Genomic DNA, 20,114 nt, shown 5'->3' on the forward strand with positions numbered 1-20,114 from the left:
ATGCCCCGCGGCGAAGCCACCATCGGACGGGTCATGGCCCAGATGGCGATGGTCATGAACCTGGACAAGTGCATCGGCTGCCACACCTGCTCGGTCACCTGCAAACAGGCGTGGACCAACCGCACCGGCGTCGAGTACGTGTGGTTCAACAACGTCGAGACCCGGCCCGGCCAGGGCTACCCCCGCCGCTACGAGGACCAGGACCGCTGGCGGGGCGGCTGGGAGCTGAACAAGCGCGGCCGGCTGACGCTCAAGGCGGGCGGCCGGTTCAAGAAGCTGGTCACCATCTTCTCCAACCCGGTGCTGCCGACCCTGGACGACTACTACCAGCCGTGGACCTACGACTACGAGACGCTGACCAACGCCCCGCTGCAGGAGCACACCCCCGTCGCCCGCCCCAAATCCCTGATCACCGGCAAGGACATGAAGATCTCCTGGTCGGCGAACTGGGACGACGACCTGGGCGGCTCGGCCCAGCACGGCGAGCAGGACGTGCTGCTCGGCCAGGTCTCCGAGAAGATCAAGCTGGAGTTCGAGCAGACCTTCATGTTCTACCTGCCGCGCATCTGCGAGCACTGCCTCAACCCCTCCTGCGCGGCCTCCTGCCCCTCCGGCGCGATCTACAAGCGGGAGGAGGACGGCATCGTCCTCGTCGACCAGGACCGCTGCCGGGGCTGGCGGATGTGCGTGACCGGCTGCCCGTACAAGAAGGTCTACTTCAACCACCGCACCGGCAAGGCCGAGAAGTGCACCTTCTGCTTCCCGCGCGTCGAGGTGGGCCTGCCCACCGTCTGCTCCGAGACCTGCGTGGGCCGGCTGCGCTACATCGGCCTGGTGCTGTACGACGCCGACCGGGTCCTCGAGGCCGCGTCCGCCCCCGAGGACACGGACCTGTACGAGGCGCAGCGGTCCGTCTTCCTCGACCCCGGGGACCCGGACGTGATCGCCGCGGCCGAGCGGGCCGGCATCCCCCGCGACTGGATCGAGGCCGCCCAGCGCTCCCCGGTGTACGCCCTGATCAACCGGTACAAGGTGGCGCTGCCGCTGCACCCGGAGTACCGCACCCTGCCCATGGTCTGGTACGTGCCGCCGCTGTCCCCGGTGGTCGACGCGGTCCGCGAGAGCGGCCACGACGCCGAGGACCACCGCAACCTCTTCGCCGCCGTCGACGCCCTGCGCATCCCGGTCGACTACCTCGCCCAGCTGTTCACCGCGGGCGACCCGGCACCCGTGGACGCCGTACTGCGCCGGCTGGCCGCCATGCGCTCCTACATGCGCGACATCAACCTCGGCCGGGAACCCGACGCCGCCATCCCCGCGCAGGTCGGCATGGGCGAGGAGCAGATGTACGACATGTACCGGCTGCTGGCGCTGGCCAAGTACGACGAGCGGTACGTCATCCCGCCCGCCCACGCCGAACAGGCCCACCAGCTGGAGGAACTGGCCACCGAGTGCAGCCTGGACTACGAGGGCGGCCCCGGAATGGGAGGGTCCGGCCCCTTCGGCGAGTCCTCCGGCGGGGCCGCGCCGATCGCCGTGGAGAACTACCGGGCGCTGCTGCACCGGCAGACCTCCGACACCCCGGCCGCGCCCGTCGACAAGGACAGCCGGGTCAACCTGCTCAACTGGGACGGCAAGGGCTCCCCGCCGGGCCTGTTCCCGCGGCGGCCCGGGGCGTCCGGCGACGACACCGCCGGCGGCGGGGAGGTCGAGCCGAGGCCATGAGGAGGAAACCGCGTCCGGCCGCCCGCACCGAGCCCTGGCACCCCTGCGCCTGGCAGGTGCAGTCCCTGCTGCTGGCCTACCCGGACGAACAGCTCACCGAGCGCCTGGCGCTGGCCCGCCGGGCCGCCCCCGCCCTGCCCGCCCGGGTCCGCGAACCGCTGCTCGACTTCGCCGCGCACGCCGAACGGACCCCGGCCGGCGACCTGGCCGCGGCCTACGTCGCCACCTTCGACCACCGCAAGCGCTGCTGCCCGTACCTCACCTACTACGCCCACGGCGACACCCGCAGGCGCGGCATCGCCCTGCTCCGCCTCAAGCAGGCGTACACGGCGGCCGGGCTGCGGCTCGCCGACGACGAACTGCCCGACCACCTCGCCGTCGTCCTGGAGTTCGCGGGCGCCGACCCGGCCGCCGGGATGCGGCTGCTCACCGAGCACCGCGCCGGGCTCGAACTGCTGCGCCTGGCCCTGCGCGAGGAGCGGGCGCCCTGGGCGCGGGTGCTGGAGTCCGTCTCCGCCACCCTGCCGCCGCTCAGGGGCGACGAGCAGGACGCCGTCGCCCGGCTCGCCGCCGAGGGACCGCCCGGGGAAGAGGTCGGGCTCGCCCCCTACACGCCCCCGCAGTTCATGCCCGGCCCGGCAGGAGGCCCGCGATGACCGCATCCGCGCCCGCGCAGACCCTCACCACGGCGGCCGAGGCCGGCACCGGGAGCATCCTGCTGTGGGTGGTGCTGCCCTACCTCTCGCTGGCGGTCTTCGTGCTCGGGCACGTCTGGCGCTACCGCTACGACAAGTTCGGCTGGACCACCCGCTCCTCCCAGCTCTACGAGAGCCGGCTGCTGCGCATCGGCAGCCCGCTGTTCCACTTCGGCATCCTCGTCGTGCTGGTCGGCCACGTCATCGGCCTGCTCATCCCCGCCGGCTGGACCGAGGCCGCCGGGATCACCGAGACGCAGTACCACGTGGTGGCGGTCAGCCTCGGCACGGTCGCCGGGGTGTGCACCCTGGGTGGCCTCGCCATCCTGATCTACCGCCGCCGCACCGTCGGCCCGGTGTTCTCCGCCACCACCCGCAACGACAAGACGATGTACGTACTGCTCACCCTGACCATCGCGCTGGGCCTGGCCGCCACCGTCGACGCCAACATCGTGGGCGGCGGCTACAACTACCGCGAGACCATCTCCCCCTGGTTCCGCTCCATCTTCTACGGCCGGCCCGACCCCGGCCTGATGAGCGGCGCGCCGCTGCTGTACCGGCTGCACGCCCTCAGCGCGCTGGTGCTCTTCGCCGCCTGGCCGTTCACCCGGCTGGTCCACATGCTCACCGCCCCCCTCGGCTACCTCACCCGTCCCTACATCGTCTACCGCAGCCGCGACACCCAGCTGGGCACCCGGCGCCCGCCGCGGGGCTGGGAACGCGTGGGCTGACCACGCGGCCTGACGGCGCGCATGCTGGTACCGGGCCCCCCGTACCGGGCCCCCCGTGCCGTGCGCGCCGGACGCCGCCCGGACGCCGCCCGGACGCCGTCCGGCGCGCACGCACGGCGTGTCCCCGCCGCACCCCGATCACACCCCGGCGCACTCCCCGCCCGTGCCGTGCGCCCCCTCGCGGCTCCGCACGCGGGCCCATCGGCCCTCCGCGGAGCCCGGGCGGCCCCTGCCGGGGGCAGGGGCGGGGCGGGACGCTGGTGTTCGAGAGCGGACCGAACGCAGGAGGTGCGTCATGCTGTCGCCCGTCGTCGTCGGAGTCGATGGATCCGCCGAGTCCCTGGCCGCGGCCGAATGGGCCGCCCGCGAGGCCGGACGCCGGGGCCGCAACCTGCGGCTGTTCCACGCCTGGAACTGGCATCCCCGGCACGGCGACGCCGCCCGGGCCGACGCGGCCCAGCGGCACCTGGCCCGGCGGGTGCTCACCGCGGCCGAGGAACGCGTCCGCGCCGTCCGCCCCGAGGTGCGGCTGGAGGAGGAACAGGTCCTCGGACCGGCGACCGCGGCCCTGCTGCGGGCGTCCGAACGGACCGACCTGCTGGTGCTGGGCTCGCGCGGACTGAGCGGCTTCACCGGGTTCCTGGTGGGCTCCGTCGCCCTCGGCACCGTGGCCCGCACCGCCTGCCCCGTCGTCCTCGTACGGGCCGGCGAGGAGGCCGCCGACGAGCACCTGCCGGACGCCGACGGCAACGCCTCCACCGACACCGGCTACCGCGACGTGGTGCTCGGCCTGGACGTCGCCGCCCCGTGCGACGAGGTGATCGAGTTCGCCTTCGAGGAGGCCCGGCTGCGCCACGCCCGGCTGCGCGCCGTGCACGCCTGGCAGCGGCCGTCCGCGCTCGGCCTCGGCCCCGGCGAGATCGCGCTGGTGGACGATCCGGACCGGGCCGAGGAGTGGCAGGGCTTCGTGTCCGCCGTGCTGCGGGTGTGGCGGGACAAGTACCCCGAGGTCGAGGTCGTCGAGACGGTCGTCCGGGAGAAGCCCGCCACCGCGCTGGTGCGGGCCGCGTCCGGGGCGAGCCTGCTCGTCGTCGGCCGCCGCCCGGCCGCGAGCCCCGCGGGACCGCGCACCGGTCCCGTCACCCACGCGGCGGTCCACCATGCCGGCTGCCCCGTGGCGGTCGTCCCCCACGAGTGAGAGGACAGGGTAGGAGATGAACGCGCCGACGACGTACGTGTACTCCTTCGCCGAAGGCAGCCGCGAGATGGCCGCGCTCCTCGGCGGCAAGGGCGCCGGGCTGGCCGAGATGACCCGTCTGGGACTGCCCGTGCCGCCCGGGTTCACGGTCACCACCGAGGCCTGCAAGGTCTACCTCGCCACCGGCGAGGAGCCGCCCGAACTGGCCGTCGAGACCGCCCGCGCCCTGGCCGGGCTGGAGCGGGCCATGGGCCGCGAACTCGGCGCGCCCGACGACCCGCTGCTGGTCTCCGTCCGCTCCGGCGCCCGCTTCTCCATGCCCGGAATGATGGAGACCATCCTCGACATCGGCCTCAACGACGCCTCGGTCCACGGACTGGCCAAGGCCTCCGGCCAGGAGCGGTTCGCCTGGGACTCCTACCGGCGCCTCGTGCAGATGTTCGGGCACACGGTGATGGGGGTCGACGGCGACCTCTTCCAGGACGCCATCGCCGCCCACCGCGCCCAGCGGCACGTGCACGCCGACCAGGAACTCGACGCCGCCGAACTGGCGCAGCTCACCGAGGAGTTCAAGGAGATCATCCGCCGGGAGACCGGCGAGGACTTCCCGCAGGACCCCGCCGAGCAGCTCCAGCGCGCCATCCGCGCCGTCTTCGACTCCTGGAACGGCGAACGTGCCCGCGTCTACCGCCACCGCGAGCACATCCCCGAGGACCTGGGCACCGCCGTCAACGTCCAGGCCATGGTGTTCGGCAACCTCGGCCCCGACTCCGGCACCGGCGTCGCCTTCACCCGCGACCCCGCCACCGGCGCCCCCGGCGTGTACGGCGACTACCTGCCCGACGCCCAGGGCGAGGACGTCGTCGCCGGCGTCCGGGACGCCGTGCCGCTGACCGAGCTCGAACGGCTCGACCCCCGCTCCTACGCCGAACTCGTCGGCCACCTGCGGACCCTGGAGGGCCACTACCGCGACCTGTGCGACGTCGAGTTCACCGTCGAGCGCGGCCGGCTGTGGATCCTGCAGACCCGGGTGGGCAAGCGCACCGCCCAGGCCGCCTTCCGCATCGCCCACGACCTGCGCGAGGAGGGCACGATCACCGCCGACGAGGCCCTGGTCCGGGTGGGCGGCGCCGAACTGACCCGCCTGATGTTCCCCCGCTTCGAGCTGCGCCCCACCGACGCGCCCCTGGCCCACGGCGTGCCCGCGTCACCGGGCGCGGCGGTCGGCGTCGCCGTCTTCGACCCGGCCACGGCACAGCGCCGGGCCGCCGACGGCGAGGACGTGGTCCTGGTCCGCCGGGAGACCACCCCGGACGACCTGCCCGGCATGATCGCCGCCCAGGCCGTGCTGACCAGCCGCGGCGGCAAGACCAGCCACGCGGCCGTCGTCGCCCGCGGCATGGGCAAGGTCTGCGTCTGCGGCGCCGAGTCGCTCACCGTGGACCCCGCGGCCCGGCTGTTCACCACCGACGCGGGCGTGGTGGTCCGCGAGGGCGACACCCTCTCCGTCGACGGCACCGCCGGCACCGTCCACCTGGGCGCCCTGCCGCTCACCGCCTCCGAGGTGGGCCGCGCCCTGGAGACCGGCGAGGCGGGCGGCGAGCTGACCACCGCCGTCCTCGACACCCTCGCGCACGCCGACGCCGTACGCCGCCTTCAGGTGCGCGCCAACGCCGACACCCCCGAGGACGCCGTGCGCGCCCGCGCGCTGGGCGCCCAGGGCATCGGACTGTGCCGCACCGAGCACATGTTCCTCGGCGAACGCCGCGCCCTGGTCGAGGCGATGATCCTGGCCCGCGACGACACCGCGCGCGAGGAGGCGCTGGGCGCCCTGCTGCCGCTGCAACGGGCCGATTTCACCGGCATCCTCGAGGCGATGGACGGGCTGCCGGTGACCATCCGGCTCATCGACCCCCCGCTGCACGAGTTCCTGCCCGACCGCACCGAACTGGCCGTCCGGATCGCGGGCAGCGGGCACCCCGACCCGCACGACCGCGAACTGCTCGGCGCGGTCGAGCGCATGCACGAGCAGAACCCGATGCTGGGCCTGCGCGGCGTGCGCCTCGGCCTGGCCGTGCCCGGCCTGATGGCCATGCAGGTCCGCGCCATCGCCGAGGCGGTCGTCCGGCGGCTGCGCGACGGCGGCCGGCCCCGCGCCGAGATCATGATCCCGCTGGTCGGCACGGTCGAGGAGCTGCGGCTGGCCCGCACTGAGACGGAACGGGTCCTCGCGGAGGTCGCAGCGGAGACCGGAACGGCACTCGACTGCCCCGTCGGCACCATGATCGAGCTGCCCCGGGCCGCCCTGACCGCGGGCCGGATCGCCGAGGCCGCCGACTTCTTCTCGTTCGGCACCAACGACCTGACCCAGACCACCTGGGGACTGTCCCGCGACGACGCCGAGGCCTCCTTCCTCCCGCTGTACCTGGAGAAGGGCATCCTCGGGGTGTCCCCCTTCGAGACGATCGACCAGGAGGGCGTCGGCAGGCTGGTCGAACTGGCCGTCGAGGCGGGCCGCGCCGCCAAGTCCGGCCTGCAGACCGGCGTCTGCGGCGAGCACGGCGGCGACCCCGACTCGATCCACTTCTTCCACCGGGCCGGCCTCGACTACGTCTCCTGCTCCCCGTTCCGCATCCCGGCCGCCCGCCTGGAGGCCGGCCGCGCGGCCCTGGACACCACCGAGACCAGCGACACCAGGTGAGAGGAGCAACAACACCGGCCGCCCCGTCTCCGACGGCCGACGGGACGGCACCGGCGGCCAACGGCACGGCACCCGCGGGGCCGCCACCGGAATAACCGGTGGCGGCCCCGCGCGGGTCTCCCCTACGGTGAGGCCCGCAACCACGCGGAGGCCGGCCGGCCGCCGCGTCGTCACGACGGGAAACAGGAGGTGTGACCGATGGCTGTCGTTGCGATGGGCGTTGCCCGCATCCGGAAGTTCATTCAGTCCACCTTCGTGGTTTCCGGCTGACCTCACTCTTCTCCCGCGCCAGTGGGCGCGGTGCCGGGGCCACCCGTGTGAAGGGTCACCCCTTGTCTTCCTCTTCTTCTCCGGTTTCGTCGCACCCTCTCTCCGCCTACGGCTGGGACGACGGCTGGGCGGCCGCGTTCGCTCCCTGTGCCGCGCGGGGTCTCCTGCCCGGCCGCGTCGTCCGTGTCGACCGCGGCCAGTGCGACGTCGTCACCGCCGCCGGCACCGTCCGCGCCGACACCGAGTTCGTCGTTCCCCGCGACCCGATGAAGGTGGTGTGCACGGGGGACTGGGCCGCCGTCGACCCCGAGGGCGGCGATCCGCGGTACGTGCGCACGCTGCTGCCGCGCCGTACCGCCTTCGTGCGGTCCACCTCCTCCAAGCGGTCCGAGGGACAGGTCCTCGCCGCCAACGTCGACCACGCGATCGTGGCCGTGTCGCTCGCCGCCGAGCTCGACCTCGCCCGTGTCGAGCGGTTCCTCGCCCTGGCCTGGGAGTCGGGCGCCTAATACAGCACAGCCCTCACCTGCACAGATGCCGTTTGGAGCGGCCGGATCTGTGTTGTAGGAGGGACATACGGCAAGGCGTGTGGCAGAGGAGTTTCGGGATGCGTACCCCGATGAGCTGGTCGGCAAGGGACCCGAAGACCTGGATCAGGTGATTCGCGCGCCCCTCGACCAGGGCGGCCTGCTCCTGGGGGGGAGAGGTCGGAGAGGTCCAGAGTGCGCCGTGCTGTTGTCTCGCTGAGCAGCTGCGCGACCGTATAGTCCGCGCCCAGGTCCGCTCCATCGAGGATGTGCATGACACGGGTGACGGACTCACTCAAACGGCTCATGGCGCCTATACGCCCCTGCGTCGGACAACTGGCTTAATACATATGGGATTTGAAGGGGTGATTCTATTGATCAGGAACTCCGTTCGCACCCGTGTTACCGCGCGGTCAGGGGTGGGAGTGCTCGGAAGCCCCCGGGTTGCGCCGACAGGACGGCCTTGATCGCGGCATTGCTGACGCGATCACGGAGCGCGTCAGCGGAGACGTATGAGAGTGCCTCAGCCAGCGAATCGAGTGCGGAGGCGAACTGGCTCTCCTGCTGGCGCAAATGCGCGTCGAGGAAGGGGACCACAGCACCCGTGGCGTCGCGGCGGGCCTGCCGTGCGTACAGCACGGTGAGGGAGAAGGCCCAGCAGGCGTGCAGGAAGCCGTACACGGGACGAGGAGTTCCCCGCCAGGGGGAGAAGAAGGTGATGTCGGCGGGGAGGCTTACGTCGTACGCGGTCAGGGCGTCGTTGAGCCAGTTGTGGGCGGCCTCGTGGATCAGGTCACGGGCCAGGACCTCGGGGTGGGCGGTGTAGTCGGTGAAGGCGGTGCCCGGGAGGCGGGTGAGGGCCCAGCTGTGGAGGGTCTCGTCGAGTCGGCGACGGTTGAGCAGGCAGATGACGGGGGCGTGCTGGGTGAGCAGGGTCCCGAAGCCGTGCTCGGTCGCGGAGGCGATCGCGGCACGAACGAGGCCGTGGGCCTCGGGCGGGGCGGGGCTGGTGTCGGGGCCGACGAGGTAGTACGCGGTTTCGGAGATCTCCGAGAGGAGCAGGTCCGCGGTGCGCGGGTTGAGAACGATGTGCGGGCCGGCCGACAGGTGGGTCAGGTCTCGCACCGTCGTGCGGCGGTACCAGGCGAGGCGGTCCGCGTCCCGGGCGCGCGCCGCGTGTTCGGCGCCTTCGAGCAGGTGGTGGGCCACGGCGTAGTCGAGGGCGGACGAGCCGAGGCGGTTGCCGAGTACGGAGGCGATACGGCTGGTCCGTAGGCGCTGGTGTTCGGCGATGCCACCGAGGGCGACTAGGGCTTCCGGGGAGAGAGCGCTCATCTGGGGCTCCGGGGGTGGAACGGGGCCGGACCGGGACGGGCCCGGCCCCGTGGCGGGTCAGGACTCGGTGGTGGGCTCAGCGGCGTCGTGCTGCACCGTGGTGGCCAGCCAGGTCTCGGTGGCCGCGTTGGAGGTGTGCGCGGTGGTGCGCACGGGGTCGCTGTCGCGCAGGGTCGCGACTGCCTCCAGGAACTCGTCGAACGTCTTGTCTTCTGCCACTGCTCGCTCTCTCCTCTGGTCGGGGCCGTGGGTTGGGGGAGGTTGGCTGCGGGGCGGGCCGCGGGGGCCGGTCATGGCGGCGAAGCCTCCTACTCGGAGACCAAGAGCGTGAGGAACTTGCGAACACGGCCGGCCCGGACAGGTTCGGTGCCGTGGACGAGTTGGCTGCCGAAGACCACGAGCGTGCCGGGAGCGGGTGCCACGCTCCATCGAGTGCGGGGCATGGTGCGGAACCAGGGAGAGGACATGTCCGTCCCGTCGTGTGCGAAGGGCATCCCCGGGGCGTAACCCGATCCGGCCGGTGCCTCGTCGGCGGACCAGACAGCGTCGCTGCCGGTGGTCTCCACGTAGAACGCCCCGCCGGTGTCCTGGATGTCCGTGAGCGTGACCGTCGCGGCGGCGATCTGGCGGGGACGGGTGAGGGGATCGGGGGCGATACCGTCGGCATGTGCGGTGATGTACTGGCCAGCGCCGTATTCGAGGTAGATCCACGGCCGGTGGCCGGTGACCGACGGCAGCGTGCGCGTGATCGCGGCCATGTGGAGCTTCAGGGCCTGGTCGAGGAGGGTGGTCGCCTCGTATGGGATGTCGGTCATCTCGATCCGGCCGGCCGGCTCGTAGACGTCCTGCGCTTGGGCGGGGGAGTGACCGGGGATCTCGTGGATGGTGGTTCGGCGGGCCGTGCCGTACCGGTCGCGCCCGAGGGGGCCGAGCGTGTCGTCCATGACGAGGTTGAGTCGCTCGATCTCGTCCGGCTTGAGGAAGCCCTCCACAGTACGGATGGACAGAGTCTCGGCGATGTGGATCATTGCTCGCCTCCGCACGCGCAGGGGGTGGAGGGCGGGACAGAAGCGGCTTCGGCCAGGGCCACCGTGAGTACGTGCACCGCTTGGGCGAGGTCCTCGAAGTACTCGGCTGACGTGGTGCCGGCAGCGGGCACGAGATGGAGGTCGAGCGTCGGATAGATCCGGCCGGTGGTGCGGCACGTGAGTTCGCTGCGACCGAGGACCAGCGAACACGCCCCGGGCAGGGAGGACTCGGCTCGGCTGGCGGCACGGCACAGGCGCACCGCTGTACGCGCGTACTCGGTGCGGTCGCGCGGCAGGATGCCGACCGAGAGGAACCGGGGCTCGTCTCCGGGGAGGTCGGCGTAGGCGTGGCCCTGGCCGCTGTCGTAGGTGACGGTGTTCCAGCCTGAGGTGAGCACGTCGACGACCGGGCGGATGCCGGGCTCGATGCCCTCGTGCCACTGGGGATGGTGGGGGTCGAGATCGTCTGCCTCGTGCACGCCGGGGAGGCCGACCGTGTTGATGTTCCCGTTGGCGCTGACCTGGAGACGCGCGGGCGAGCGGGGAACAGTCGGGTCGTCCCAGCGGGCCAGGAAGGCGGAGACGTGGTGCATGTTGTTGGGGCGGACGGGACGCCAGCGCAACCGGGAACATGAGGCACCGGGCGGGAGGTCCGGCTGGGTGAGGAGGGCGGCGACGCCGTCGACCAGGCGTATGCGGTGATCGCAGTACGCGTCCTCGTCGCCCGCGGCGGCGAAGCGGAGGCGGACCGCCGGGCAGCCCGCGCCGCAGGTGTCGCGGTAGTCGCAGGTCGTGCACTTCGTGACCAGGGAGCGTGCCTGCTGAAGCAAGCGAGAGCCGCCCTGGGCACTGGCCACGTCCGCCTCGGTGTGGACGCCGCCGAGGGAGGCGAGGCCGGCCTGCGGCCAGGGCAGCTCGTCACAGCTTCCCAGGCGGTCGTCGGGATAGAGGGTGAGGACGTGGTCGCACTTCAGGTTGGAGAAGTGACAGGAACGGGTTTGTAGACCCCTCAGGCGGCGGATGACGGAGACGACGGGCTCCAGCTTGACGCGGCGGAAGAGGCCGTCGGCGACCCAGTGGTGGGCGGCCTCCAGCACGAAGTCGGCGTACTGACGAGGTGTGACGGCCCAGTCCGGGCCGGTGGGGCCGATGGCCCGTCGCTGGAGTGCCCGGCTGGTCGGCGTACGGGATCCGGCCACCGTGGTCGACCGGGTGACCGCGGCGTCGAAGCACGGCACCAGACTGACCGTCGTCACGGCGGGGAAGGAGGCGAGGTGCTCCATGACCTTGGAGGCCCGGCCGAGGACGTAGGGGGTGACGGCGCAGATGACGCCGACGCGGCGTTCCCGACGGCCGAGGAGTTCCAGGGCTTCGACCACTCGGGGGTACGTGGGGCGGCCGTCGTAACCCACGCGCCACGAGTTCCCGAACGCGTCCCCGTCGAGGGAGATGCCGATCTCCAGCTCCGGACAGTGCCGCTCGAACAGGTCCAACCAGGCGTCGTCGAGCTGGAGGCCGTTGGTCTGGAGGCTCACGCGGATGACGCTCGGCTGTGCGGCGAGCGCCTCCAGGATCTCCGCGATCCGTTCCCGGCCGGCGGTCAGGGGCTCCCCGCCGTGGAGTTCGACGCTGAGCGGACGCCCGGAGAAGATCGAACCGAGGCGGTGGACCTGTGCGGCGCTGATCCGGGCGCCGCCCGGTGACTCCTTGCGCTTCTCGAAGCAGTACAGGCAGTCGATGTCGCAGGTCTCCCCGCGGAGCTTGAGGATGACGGAGACGGCCGTGTCCGGCCCGGTGCTCGACAGCGGGGCGTAGAGACTCTCCAGGTCGACGGGGGCGGTGCGGGTGATGGGCATCAGGGGGCTCCTGAGGAGGAGAGGCGCGGTCTACGCGCCATCGGTGGAGACCGTGGACAGCCACCCGAGAAGCTGTCCGTCGGTGATGGGGATGTGGACGTCGCCGCAGCGAAGGAACCAGCCGTCGGCGTACCGCTGGGGCAGCCAGCCGGCGTCAGGGGCAACCAGGTGGGGAGGCTTCTGCAGCGGGTCGTCGACGGGCCAGCAGCCCAGGAGCGCTCTGGCCACGCGTCGCTGAACCGGACGGAACCACTCCCACGTTTCCGTGCGGGCCGGGTCGATCGACGGACCGAACGGAGCGCCAGCAAGCAGCGGCAGCCACTTGTCGCCCAGGACCGGATGACCAGCCGCCGCGCACTCGAGCGCGGTGAGGCAGATCTCCAGCTTCCGGCACACGACGCCGGCCGATTCGACCAGGCCGTCCTCGACGAGGCCGGTCAGGTCCTCGGCGAGACTCGCCGCGACCTCGGCCTGGTCGGCGACCGCCCAGCGTCGGTAGCCCTGGCGCTCCCCGGGATCGAGCACCGGATCCCAACGTCCGGAGCCGTACGAGAGAGCGGTGCGCAGACACATGAGGTCGTGCATCGAGGCCCGTACCCGGCGGAACGATCCGAGGTCGTCGCGGCGGACGTCGAAGGAGCGGAGCAGGTGACGGAGTTCCTCCGCCCGCTGCGGCGCCGCCGCCTGGAGGTCGACACGGACGCCGTCCACGATGCGCGACTCCCACGCCGGAGGGGCGCCGTCCACGATGCCGCGAAGGTCGATGTCGCTGGCCGCGTGGGCGAAGCCGCAGGCGAGCGCTCCCTCCAGCCAGACCTCGCGGGCCTCGCCGGACGCGATCAGCTCGTGGGCGACTCTGTCGGCGATCTCCCGGCGCAGTCGTGCCGATGGGTTCACCGGTGGCCTCCTTCGATCAGGATCTTGTCGTCAGCGGTGATCTCCTTGAGGAGAGCGATGGCCCATCGGTCGAGCGCGCCGCGCACGTCGGAGCGCTGGGCGCCGATGTGGGGCGAGGCCAGGAGGTTGAGCGGCGTCTTGGAGCCGGTGAGGAGCGGCAGGTGCTCCCGCTCGACCGGGTCTAGGGCGAGACCTGAGAGTTCACCGTCCGCCAACGCCCGCAGACAGGCGGCGACATCGAGGGTCTCCAGCCGCCCGGCGCAGATCAGCAGGGGCCGCTGCGGAGCGACGCGTGCCAGGAATTCCTCGCCGATGAACTGCCGGGTCGTGGCACGCAGTGGCAGAGCGACCACGTGCACCTGCGATTGCTCCATGAGCGCCGCCTGCGACACCTCCCGCAGACCGGGAGGATTCGATGGCCATGCGGCGTAGGCCGCGCGCGCCACATGTGGGGCGAGGGCCCGGCCGGCGGCCAGCCCCACCGGACCCGCGCCCCAGACGCCCGCGGCGAGGGTGCCGAGTGAGACACCCATGCACGCCGCCTTCTCGTGGCGGCCGAGCATGAGCGCGTGCTGACCCAGGGGGATCCGCCGGGCCAGGGCGAGGGCAGCGGCGAGGACCCATTCGCCCACGGCGCCCGCGCCAGCCTCGGCGTTGCGGTGCAGAGTGATGCCACGGTGCCGGAGGACGTTCACGTCGATGTGGTCGATGCCGGAGCCGGTCCGTACGACGTGCCGCAGGCGGGGGAGCGCTTCGAGCTCCCGCTCGCCGAGTCGGACGCCGGAACGCAGGACGACCACGGCCGTGTCGGAGGGCAGGGGCGAATCCAGGTCCAGTAGGTCGTGCACAAGAACGTCGGGCAGCGCGCGGCGGATCGCACCCGCGTCCGCCGCTCCGCGCACCACGAGGACCGCGCTCATCCGAGGGACCCCGGCTTCTCGTACCGGCCGAAGGCCAGATCACCCTCGCCGACGACGACGGTCACGGGTGAAGGCGCGCCGAAGTACGCGTCGCAGGCGCGCTTCACCCCCGGGAGCCCGTCCCAGGCCCGTGGATTGACCGCCGTGTCCGCGTAGTCGTCGACGAGCAGCACGCCCGTCGGCATCAGGCGGGTGACGCAGTGCGTGAGTCCCGTGAGGGTCGAGTCGTAGAAGTCGCCGTCCAGATAGGCGAACGCGATCTCGTCGGGCAGCTCCTTGGGAAGGGTCCCGTCGAACAATCCCGGGTGGATGACCGGCGCCGGCCTGCCCCAGGCCGCGTGCGTGGCTCGCACGTCGTCCGGGGATGACCGGAGCTCGCCCGCTGCCAGATGGTCCGAGTCCTCGGCGCCGGGCGCGGGCATGCCCTGGAAGGAGTCGTAGACGTGGATCTCGCGGTCGCGGTCGCCCAGCGAGTCGAGCACGCTACGGATCCAGAGGGCCATCGCGCCCCTGTAGCAGCCGAGTTCCACCACGGCGCCCGGCACGCCGCGGGCGGTCAGGTCGGCGAGCTCGTCGGCAATCACGCGGAGCCGGTCGGCACAGACCGTCCCGGAGTGCTCCCGCAGCAGCCACTCCCGCAGATCCTTCAGCATCGGATCCATGAAGGTCACCACCTGTCCACGAAGGGGTCGGCGAGCTCCCCGCTCAACGCCGCCGACAATGGGCTGTTGATCCGGGGCAGCAGGTACACGTCGCCCAGACGTTCCAGCGGAACCCACTCGAAGCCCACCTGGATGGGGTCCGGCGGTTCCGGCATGCGCGGCTCGGCGTCGTCCACCTGCTCGGCGAGGAAGTTGAACTGGACCTTCTGCACGTCCCCGAACTCGCCCTTCCACGAATCGGGGACGTACTCGACGACGCACAGCAGACGCCGGGCCACGACCTGCAGGCCGGTCTCCTGCGCGACCTTGCGGTTCACGGCCTGGCGCAGGTCCTCGCCGACCTGGGCCTTGCCGCCCGGGAGGTTGTAGTGGAACCCGGCCTCGTCGTCGTACGACAGCAGCAGGACGGCGCCGTCACGCACGATCGCCGCCTTCACGGAGACACTGATCCGAGGCAGTTCGGGCGTCAGAGGCACGACAGCGCCTCCGGCTCGCCGACGCGCATCAGGTCGCCGACCTCCGCGAGGGACCCCGCGACGGTGGAGGGGAAACTCCCTCCGCGCCGGAACTGACGGGCGGCGGTGCGCATACCCGCGAGGGCGGCACGGCTGAGCTGGTTCGCGTAGATGCAGAGGCGGAAGCCGGCCTCGCCGAGTTCGGTGGCGCTCAGGTCGGGGAACGCCGTGGGCACGCTGACCAGCGGCACGCCGTGGTTCCACGCACGTCCGATGGCCCGCGCCTGATCACCGGTCGCGTCCTTGGAGTGGATGAGGATCGCATCCGCTCCGGCCTCGGCGTACGCCTCGGCGCGGGCGATCGCCGTATCCATGTCCTCGCCGGCGATCAGGGCCTCGGTGCGGGCCACGACCACGAGGCCGTCACCGGCGAGCTTCCGTATGCGCCCCACCTGCTCGCACAGCAGGTCCCGGTCGGCGAGGCTCTGGGCACGGTGGGCCGCGAAGCTGTTGCACTTGGGGTACGCGCTGTCCTCGACACACACCGCCGCAGCCCCGGCGCGCATCAGGTCGTACGCGAACCGCTCCGCCGTGCGCCCCGAGCCGCCCGCGTTGTCGATGTCCACGATGACGGGCAACTCGGTGACACGGCCGAGCGAGGCGACCACGTCGGACAGGTCCCGGGGGCCCAGGACGTTGGCGTCCGGCAGCCCGGAAGCCGCGGACACCTCCAGACCGCTCACCCACAGGGCGTCGAAGCCCGCCTCCGCCGCGACGTGCGCGGCGAGTGCGTTCACCGCACCGATCGCCAGGAGCGGGTGCTTCCGCTCGCTGTCGTCGAGGGTCTCACGCAGACGCGTCGCCTTCGTGTCGTCAGCCATGGGTCTCTCCTCCTTCCGCGTGGGCGGCGAGCGACGGCACCAGCTGCCGTTCGCGCAGTACGTCCCAGGCGGCGAGCAGCACCTCGGACCGGGGCCGGCGGGCGTCCAGGCGGACCACGTCGCCGAGGAGCGGGAACGCGTCGGGCTTCGTGACCACGGCCTCGTAGGTCTCGCGAAGCCGGCTCTGGACGTCGTGCACGTCCCAGTCGGCCCGGACGGCGTCACCCTGGCGGGCCTGCGCCCGGCTCATCGAGGCGTCGGTCTCCAGGTCCAGGACGAGCGTGAGATCGGGGGCCACGGTGAGGTGCGCGGCCAGCGTCTCGTACGTCTCCGACGCCCTCATGCCGTGCTTCACGGCGAAGAAGGCCAGCTCGCTGAGCAGCCAGCGATCCGCGATCACGGGCCGGGCCGGTCGCTGGGGGAGCACGAGGCGATCCAGCGTGGCCCGCTTGTCCGCCGCGATCGCGGACAGGTAGGCGTCGCGGTTCCCGGCGTTCGGCTGGTACTTGCCGGTGACGATGGCGGCGGCCTGGCCGGCGGCGAGGAAGTTGGTGGTGAGCACGCACAGCGGGGTGACGCCGTACAGCCCCTCCCAGAGCCGGAACAGGCCCTTGCGCAGCGTCGTCTTGCCGGTGCCGTCGAGCCCCTCGATGACGATGAACGGATAACGGTCGTTCATTCGACCTGCCCCGCCCCCGTGCCGCCGGCGTACTTGGTGAAGCGACCCCGCCAGCGGGCCGTGGTGGACACCAGGTCCACCAGCCGCAGCTCCGCCAACTCGTCGATGAGGCGGGGTAGGTCGGGCTCGTCGCAGATGCCGGCCTCGATGGCCCGGCAGTACGTGGCGCGGAGGGCCGGGTCGTCGACGGGGTTACGCAGCGCTGCCTCAAGCACCCGCGTGGCCATGCCGTGGGCCACGACGCCGACCGCGGTGCCCAGGGCCTGCTCATGGAGCGGGCCCTGGTGCGGCTCCAGCGTGATGTGGTGCACCCCGCGGTGGCGGATGACCGCGAAGAAGCCCACCCACCACGCGGCGGCGGCGCTGACGGCGGTCACGGCGTCGGCCCAGGCCGCCCCGGACTGCTCCGCGAGGAGGCTCTGGGCAGCGGTGTCGGCGGCGCGGTGAAGTGCCCCGCGCCGGTTCCGCGACTCCGCTCCGTGCCGCTGGGGCAGCTCCCACCAGAAGCCGAGCCCGGCGTCCTCCAGCAGCGCCATCGCGGACTCGTCGCCTGCCGGCAGCGGAGACGGGCGTTGGGCGAGCACGGAGACATCGGCGCCCGGCACGTCCGGCAGTGCCATCTCCTCGGCGACGGCCGCCCGCCATTCGTCGAGATGGAGATGGAGCCGCTGGGTCAGCAGCCCATCCGCCAGCGTCTGCCAGGCATGGGCGAGAGGCGGCGAACCGGGGGGCCGGGGTGGCAGGGTCAAGGAGGTCACAGGTCGGATCCTCACGTCCGGGGAGTCGCGGCACGCGGCTCCGGTCGGCGGTGCTCCACCACGATGGCCGCCACGAAGGCCCACGCCTATGAGTGTTTATGAGCCCCATCAGCGGAACGTGTCCGGGTGATCGCAGAGCGAGGGAGAATGCCGACCATGGTCGACAGCAGACAGCGGCGGTGTACGCGCTGCGGTGCCCTTCTCAGTCGCTTCAACGCCGGCACACGATGCGCCTCGTGCCAGGACGGGCCGGCCGCCCGACGGGCCGACCCGGCCTTCTGGCGTGATCCGACGGTCCGGCGAGCCGTGGCCGCATGGGAACTCGGCACCGTCGTCAAGCTGTTCAGGAAGTACACGGGCCTCTCCCAGGCCGGCGTGGCGCGGATGGTCAGCATCGACCAGGCCGAGGTCAGCAGACTTGAGCGCGGGCTCAAACAGATCCGCGACCGACGGCAGTTCGTCCAGTGGACCGATGCGCTGGGAGTCCCGGAGGAATTGCTCGGGCTTCTGCCCACGGCCGATCCGCACACCCTGGACTCCACGGGACGACCGGGAACGGGGGACACCGGAGCCCGTGGGTACGCGGCGCTGCCCGAGGGGCCGGGCCAGCTTCTGTTACCCGCCGGCCGGTCCGTCTCGACGACGGCGCTTCCCGTGCTGACCCTTCCCGCGGCCTCCTTTCTCGGGGACAGCCTGAGACTCGACTCCCGCCCGGAGCTGGATGCCTGGCGCAGCATGCCGATGCGCGCGCTCGTCGTCGCGAACCGCACGGTGGACGGGGCGGTCCGGCAGTTCGTCACGGACGCCCGACCGAGCGGCGTACGCGCCACCGCCTCCGACCCGGTCGACATCCCCGCCGCGTACGAACTGGACGATCTGACCTACGGCATCCTGTGGGTCGTGTCTGGTTTCGCGGCGGCACTCCTCGGCGATGACCAAGTCCTGTACAACTCGTTGGCGTCGCTCACCGCTTCCCCAGGCTCACCTCTCGCCTCCGACCACGGCCTGACCGAGGTCTCCCGGATGCTGATCGGCTCGGAGACCGCGGCCCGGTACATCCTGGGCCACCGTGACCACCTGGGCGACGCACCCGTCTTCTGGACCAGGGAACAGCGTGGTGAGGAGGCCGCCACCTGGCTGTTCTTCCGGCACAAGTACCAGTACTTGGAACGAATGGCGCCCAGGCGTCCGGGTGGTACCAGCGGCCGGGGGTTCTGCGTCCCCGAGGCTGCTGTCGCCTCCTCGCCCGCGTACGAGCGCGTTCTGCTCTTCCTCGCCATCGCGCTCATGGAGTCCTTCGGCATCCGCACCTGGGTGACCGACGACGGAGGCTTCGCTCACACCGACGGCTTCGCCCTCTCCCCGGGGCGCCGGGCCGTCATCGCCACATGGGTACGGACCGAGGGGGCCTCCCACCTCGCGGTCACCGCGCGGCCGGGAGCCCTGCGGACGTTCGCCGATGTGACGGGCCATGTCAGCCACCACTCGGCCACGGCGGCCGAACAGGCCGGACAGCGCCTGGCGGCGACCGCGGAGTACCTCGGCCTCGACGCCTCCTGGCTCGGGCGACGGTGCGCACAGTTGTCGGCGGCCGGTACGGAGCGGCTGGCCCGGCCAAGCAGCCGGTTGCTCGGCCTCGAAGGGCTGGAGGCCGCCTGCCGGTTCGTGGCCGAGCAGCTGGTGATCATTCCGCGTACCCGGACGGCGCCGACCCGATAGCCTGCGTGAACCACTCGTGAGGCCGCGCTCGGCGGCGTCCGGACAGGGGAGCAGGGGATATGACGGAGTCGGTCAGGAACGTGGCGGTCTTCTCCCTCGGCGGCACGATCGCCATGACCACGGATCCCGCCACCGGAGGCGTCGTACCCGCGCTCTCGGCCCACGAACTCCTCGCCGCAGTGCCCGCCCTGGCCACGAGCGGCGTCGGCCTCAAGGTGCGGGACTTCCGACGTCTGCCCGGCGCCTCCCTGACCTTCGAGGACCTCACCGCACTGTCGGCCGCGATCGCGGCGGAGTTGGATGCCGGTGACGTCGATGGTGTCGTCATCACGCAGGGCACCGACACCATCGAGGAGACCGCCTTCCTGCTCGACCTCTATCACGGCCACGAGCAGCCAGTCGTCGTCACCGGCGCGATGCGCAACCCCACGCTGCCTGGCGCCGACGGTCCGGCCAACCTCCACGCCGCCGTCTTGGCCGCCGCCGACCCCGGACTCAGCGGCGCTGGCTGCCTCGTCGTACTCGGCGACGAGATCCACTCGGCACGGACCGTCCGCAAGTCCCACACCACCAGCCCCGCCGCCTTCACCTCACCGGCGTGCGGCCCTATCGCGCGAATCGCGGAGAACCGGGTGCGGATGGTGGGCGGGCTGCCGCGCCGCGGACCACTGGTCGGCGCCCCCGACCGCGAGGCGCGCGTCGGGCTCTACACCGTCACCCTCGGCGACGACGGCACACTGCTCGACCTGTGGGACGGCAACTGCGACGGACTCGTGGTCGCGGCCTTCGGCGTCGGCCACGTCCCGGAGCGCCTCGTCGAAGGGCTCACCAAGCTCGCGTCCCGCATCCCCGTGGTCCTCGCCTCCCGCATCGGCAACGGACCCGTCCTGTCCGACACGTACGGCTTCCCCGGTTCCGAGAAGGACCTCCTCGGACGAGGGCTCATCGGCGCCGGAGACCTCGGCCCGTACCAGGCGCGGCTCCTCCTGCACGCCCTGCTCGCCCAGGGCGCCGACGGAGCGACGGTCCGCGAGATCTTCACCACCGCCTCCGCCCGCTGATCCCACCTCATCAGGA

18 protein-coding genes and 1 pseudogene are annotated in these 20,114 nt (G+C 72.1%); 8 read left to right on the forward strand and 11 right to left on the reverse strand.

Going from position 1 to position 20,114, the window contains the following annotated elements; all coding sequences use genetic code 11:
- The 6 genes and pseudogenes from narH to rsgA form a co-directional block, all read left to right on the forward strand.
- Entirely contained in the window at positions 1-1,725 is a 1,725-nt protein-coding gene (gene narH / locus ACI2LW_RS08015) for a nitrate reductase subunit beta (RefSeq protein ID WP_404730311.1), read from the forward strand.
- Positions 1,722-2,381, forward strand: coding sequence for a nitrate reductase molybdenum cofactor assembly chaperone (narJ, locus tag ACI2LW_RS08020; protein WP_404730312.1), 660 nt, complete (start codon positions 1,722-1,724; stop codon positions 2,379-2,381). The genes narH and narJ overlap by 4 nt, the downstream gene beginning before the upstream one ends.
- Positions 2,378-3,151 (forward strand): respiratory nitrate reductase subunit gamma, encoded by a 774-nt coding sequence (gene narI, locus ACI2LW_RS08025; protein WP_404730313.1) that lies wholly within the window; start codon positions 2,378-2,380, stop codon positions 3,149-3,151. The genes narJ and narI overlap by 4 nt, the downstream gene beginning before the upstream one ends.
- A 295-nt stretch (positions 3,152-3,446) precedes the next feature.
- Positions 3,447-4,349, forward strand: a complete 903-nt coding sequence (locus tag ACI2LW_RS08030; RefSeq protein WP_404730314.1) for a universal stress protein — start codon at positions 3,447-3,449, stop codon at positions 4,347-4,349.
- 16 nt (positions 4,350-4,365) lie between these two features.
- A complete protein-coding gene (ppdK, locus tag ACI2LW_RS08035) occupies positions 4,366-7,050 on the forward strand; it encodes a pyruvate, phosphate dikinase (RefSeq protein WP_404730315.1) in 2,685 nt (894 codons plus the stop codon).
- Between the two features lie 332 nt (positions 7,051-7,382).
- Positions 7,383-7,826: pseudogene (gene rsgA, locus ACI2LW_RS08040) on the forward strand (GTPase RsgA); the annotation flags it as partial.
- A gap of 423 nt (positions 7,827-8,249) precedes the next feature.
- Here rsgA and ACI2LW_RS08045 read toward each other — a convergent pair.
- The 11 genes from ACI2LW_RS08045 to ACI2LW_RS08095 all read right to left on the reverse strand — a co-directional run bounded on the left by ACI2LW_RS08045 (position 8,250) and on the right by ACI2LW_RS08095 (position 17,318).
- A complete protein-coding gene (locus ACI2LW_RS08045; RefSeq protein ID WP_404730316.1) occupies positions 8,250-9,182 on the reverse strand; it encodes an aKG-HExxH-type peptide beta-hydroxylase in 933 nt (310 codons plus the stop codon).
- 57 nt (positions 9,183-9,239) lie between these two features.
- Entirely contained in the window at positions 9,240-9,401 is a 162-nt protein-coding gene (locus tag ACI2LW_RS08050; protein ID WP_404730317.1) for a hypothetical protein, read from the reverse strand.
- Between the two features lie 89 nt (positions 9,402-9,490).
- Positions 9,491-10,210: a 2OG-Fe(II) oxygenase gene (locus ACI2LW_RS08055; RefSeq protein WP_404730318.1), complete on the reverse strand. Its 720-nt coding sequence runs from the start codon at positions 10,208-10,210 to the stop codon at positions 9,491-9,493.
- Positions 10,207-12,066, reverse strand: a complete 1,860-nt coding sequence (locus tag ACI2LW_RS08060; protein WP_404730319.1) for a radical SAM protein — start codon at positions 12,064-12,066, stop codon at positions 10,207-10,209. Before ACI2LW_RS08060 ends, ACI2LW_RS08055 begins: the two co-directional genes overlap by 4 nt.
- Positions 12,067-12,096: 30 nt before the next feature.
- Complete coding sequence (locus ACI2LW_RS08065; protein ID WP_404730320.1) at positions 12,097-12,963, reverse strand: hypothetical protein; 867 nt, start codon at positions 12,961-12,963, stop codon at positions 12,097-12,099.
- Positions 12,960-13,883: an NAD(P)-dependent oxidoreductase gene (locus ACI2LW_RS08070; protein WP_404730321.1), complete on the reverse strand. Its 924-nt coding sequence runs from the start codon at positions 13,881-13,883 to the stop codon at positions 12,960-12,962. Before ACI2LW_RS08070 ends, ACI2LW_RS08065 begins: the two co-directional genes overlap by 4 nt.
- Complete coding sequence (locus tag ACI2LW_RS08075) at positions 13,880-14,545, reverse strand: TylF/MycF/NovP-related O-methyltransferase (protein ID WP_404730322.1); 666 nt, start codon at positions 14,543-14,545, stop codon at positions 13,880-13,882. The genes ACI2LW_RS08070 and ACI2LW_RS08075 overlap by 4 nt, the downstream gene beginning before the upstream one ends.
- Positions 14,546-14,550: 5 nt before the next feature.
- The gene (locus ACI2LW_RS08080; protein WP_404730323.1) at positions 14,551-15,021 is read right to left on the reverse strand and encodes an NUDIX domain-containing protein; all 471 of its coding nucleotides are present in this window, start codon (positions 15,019-15,021) and stop codon (positions 14,551-14,553) included.
- Positions 15,012-15,881, reverse strand: coding sequence for an isocitrate lyase/phosphoenolpyruvate mutase family protein (locus ACI2LW_RS08085; RefSeq protein WP_404730324.1), 870 nt, complete (start codon positions 15,879-15,881; stop codon positions 15,012-15,014). The genes ACI2LW_RS08080 and ACI2LW_RS08085 overlap by 10 nt, the downstream gene beginning before the upstream one ends.
- A complete protein-coding gene (locus ACI2LW_RS08090; protein WP_404730325.1) occupies positions 15,874-16,560 on the reverse strand; it encodes a thymidylate kinase in 687 nt (228 codons plus the stop codon). The genes ACI2LW_RS08085 and ACI2LW_RS08090 overlap by 8 nt, the downstream gene beginning before the upstream one ends.
- The gene (locus tag ACI2LW_RS08095; protein WP_404730326.1) at positions 16,557-17,318 is read right to left on the reverse strand and encodes a hypothetical protein; all 762 of its coding nucleotides are present in this window, start codon (positions 17,316-17,318) and stop codon (positions 16,557-16,559) included. The genes ACI2LW_RS08090 and ACI2LW_RS08095 overlap by 4 nt, the downstream gene beginning before the upstream one ends.
- 306 nt (positions 17,319-17,624) lie before the next feature.
- Here ACI2LW_RS08095 and ACI2LW_RS08100 point away from each other — a divergent pair, with 306 nt between their 5' ends.
- Positions 17,625-19,037, forward strand: a complete 1,413-nt coding sequence (locus tag ACI2LW_RS08100; protein WP_404730327.1) for a helix-turn-helix domain-containing protein — start codon at positions 17,625-17,627, stop codon at positions 19,035-19,037.
- A 59-nt stretch (positions 19,038-19,096) separates the two neighbouring features.
- Positions 19,097-20,098, forward strand: a complete 1,002-nt coding sequence (locus ACI2LW_RS08105) for an asparaginase (protein ID WP_404730328.1) — start codon at positions 19,097-19,099, stop codon at positions 20,096-20,098.
- Positions 20,099-20,114: the final 16 nt, after the last annotated feature.

The sequence above is a fragment of the Streptomyces sp. NPDC004065 genome, from assembly GCF_044903565.1.
Classification (GTDB): Bacteria; Actinomycetota; Actinomycetes; order Streptomycetales; family Streptomycetaceae; genus Streptomyces.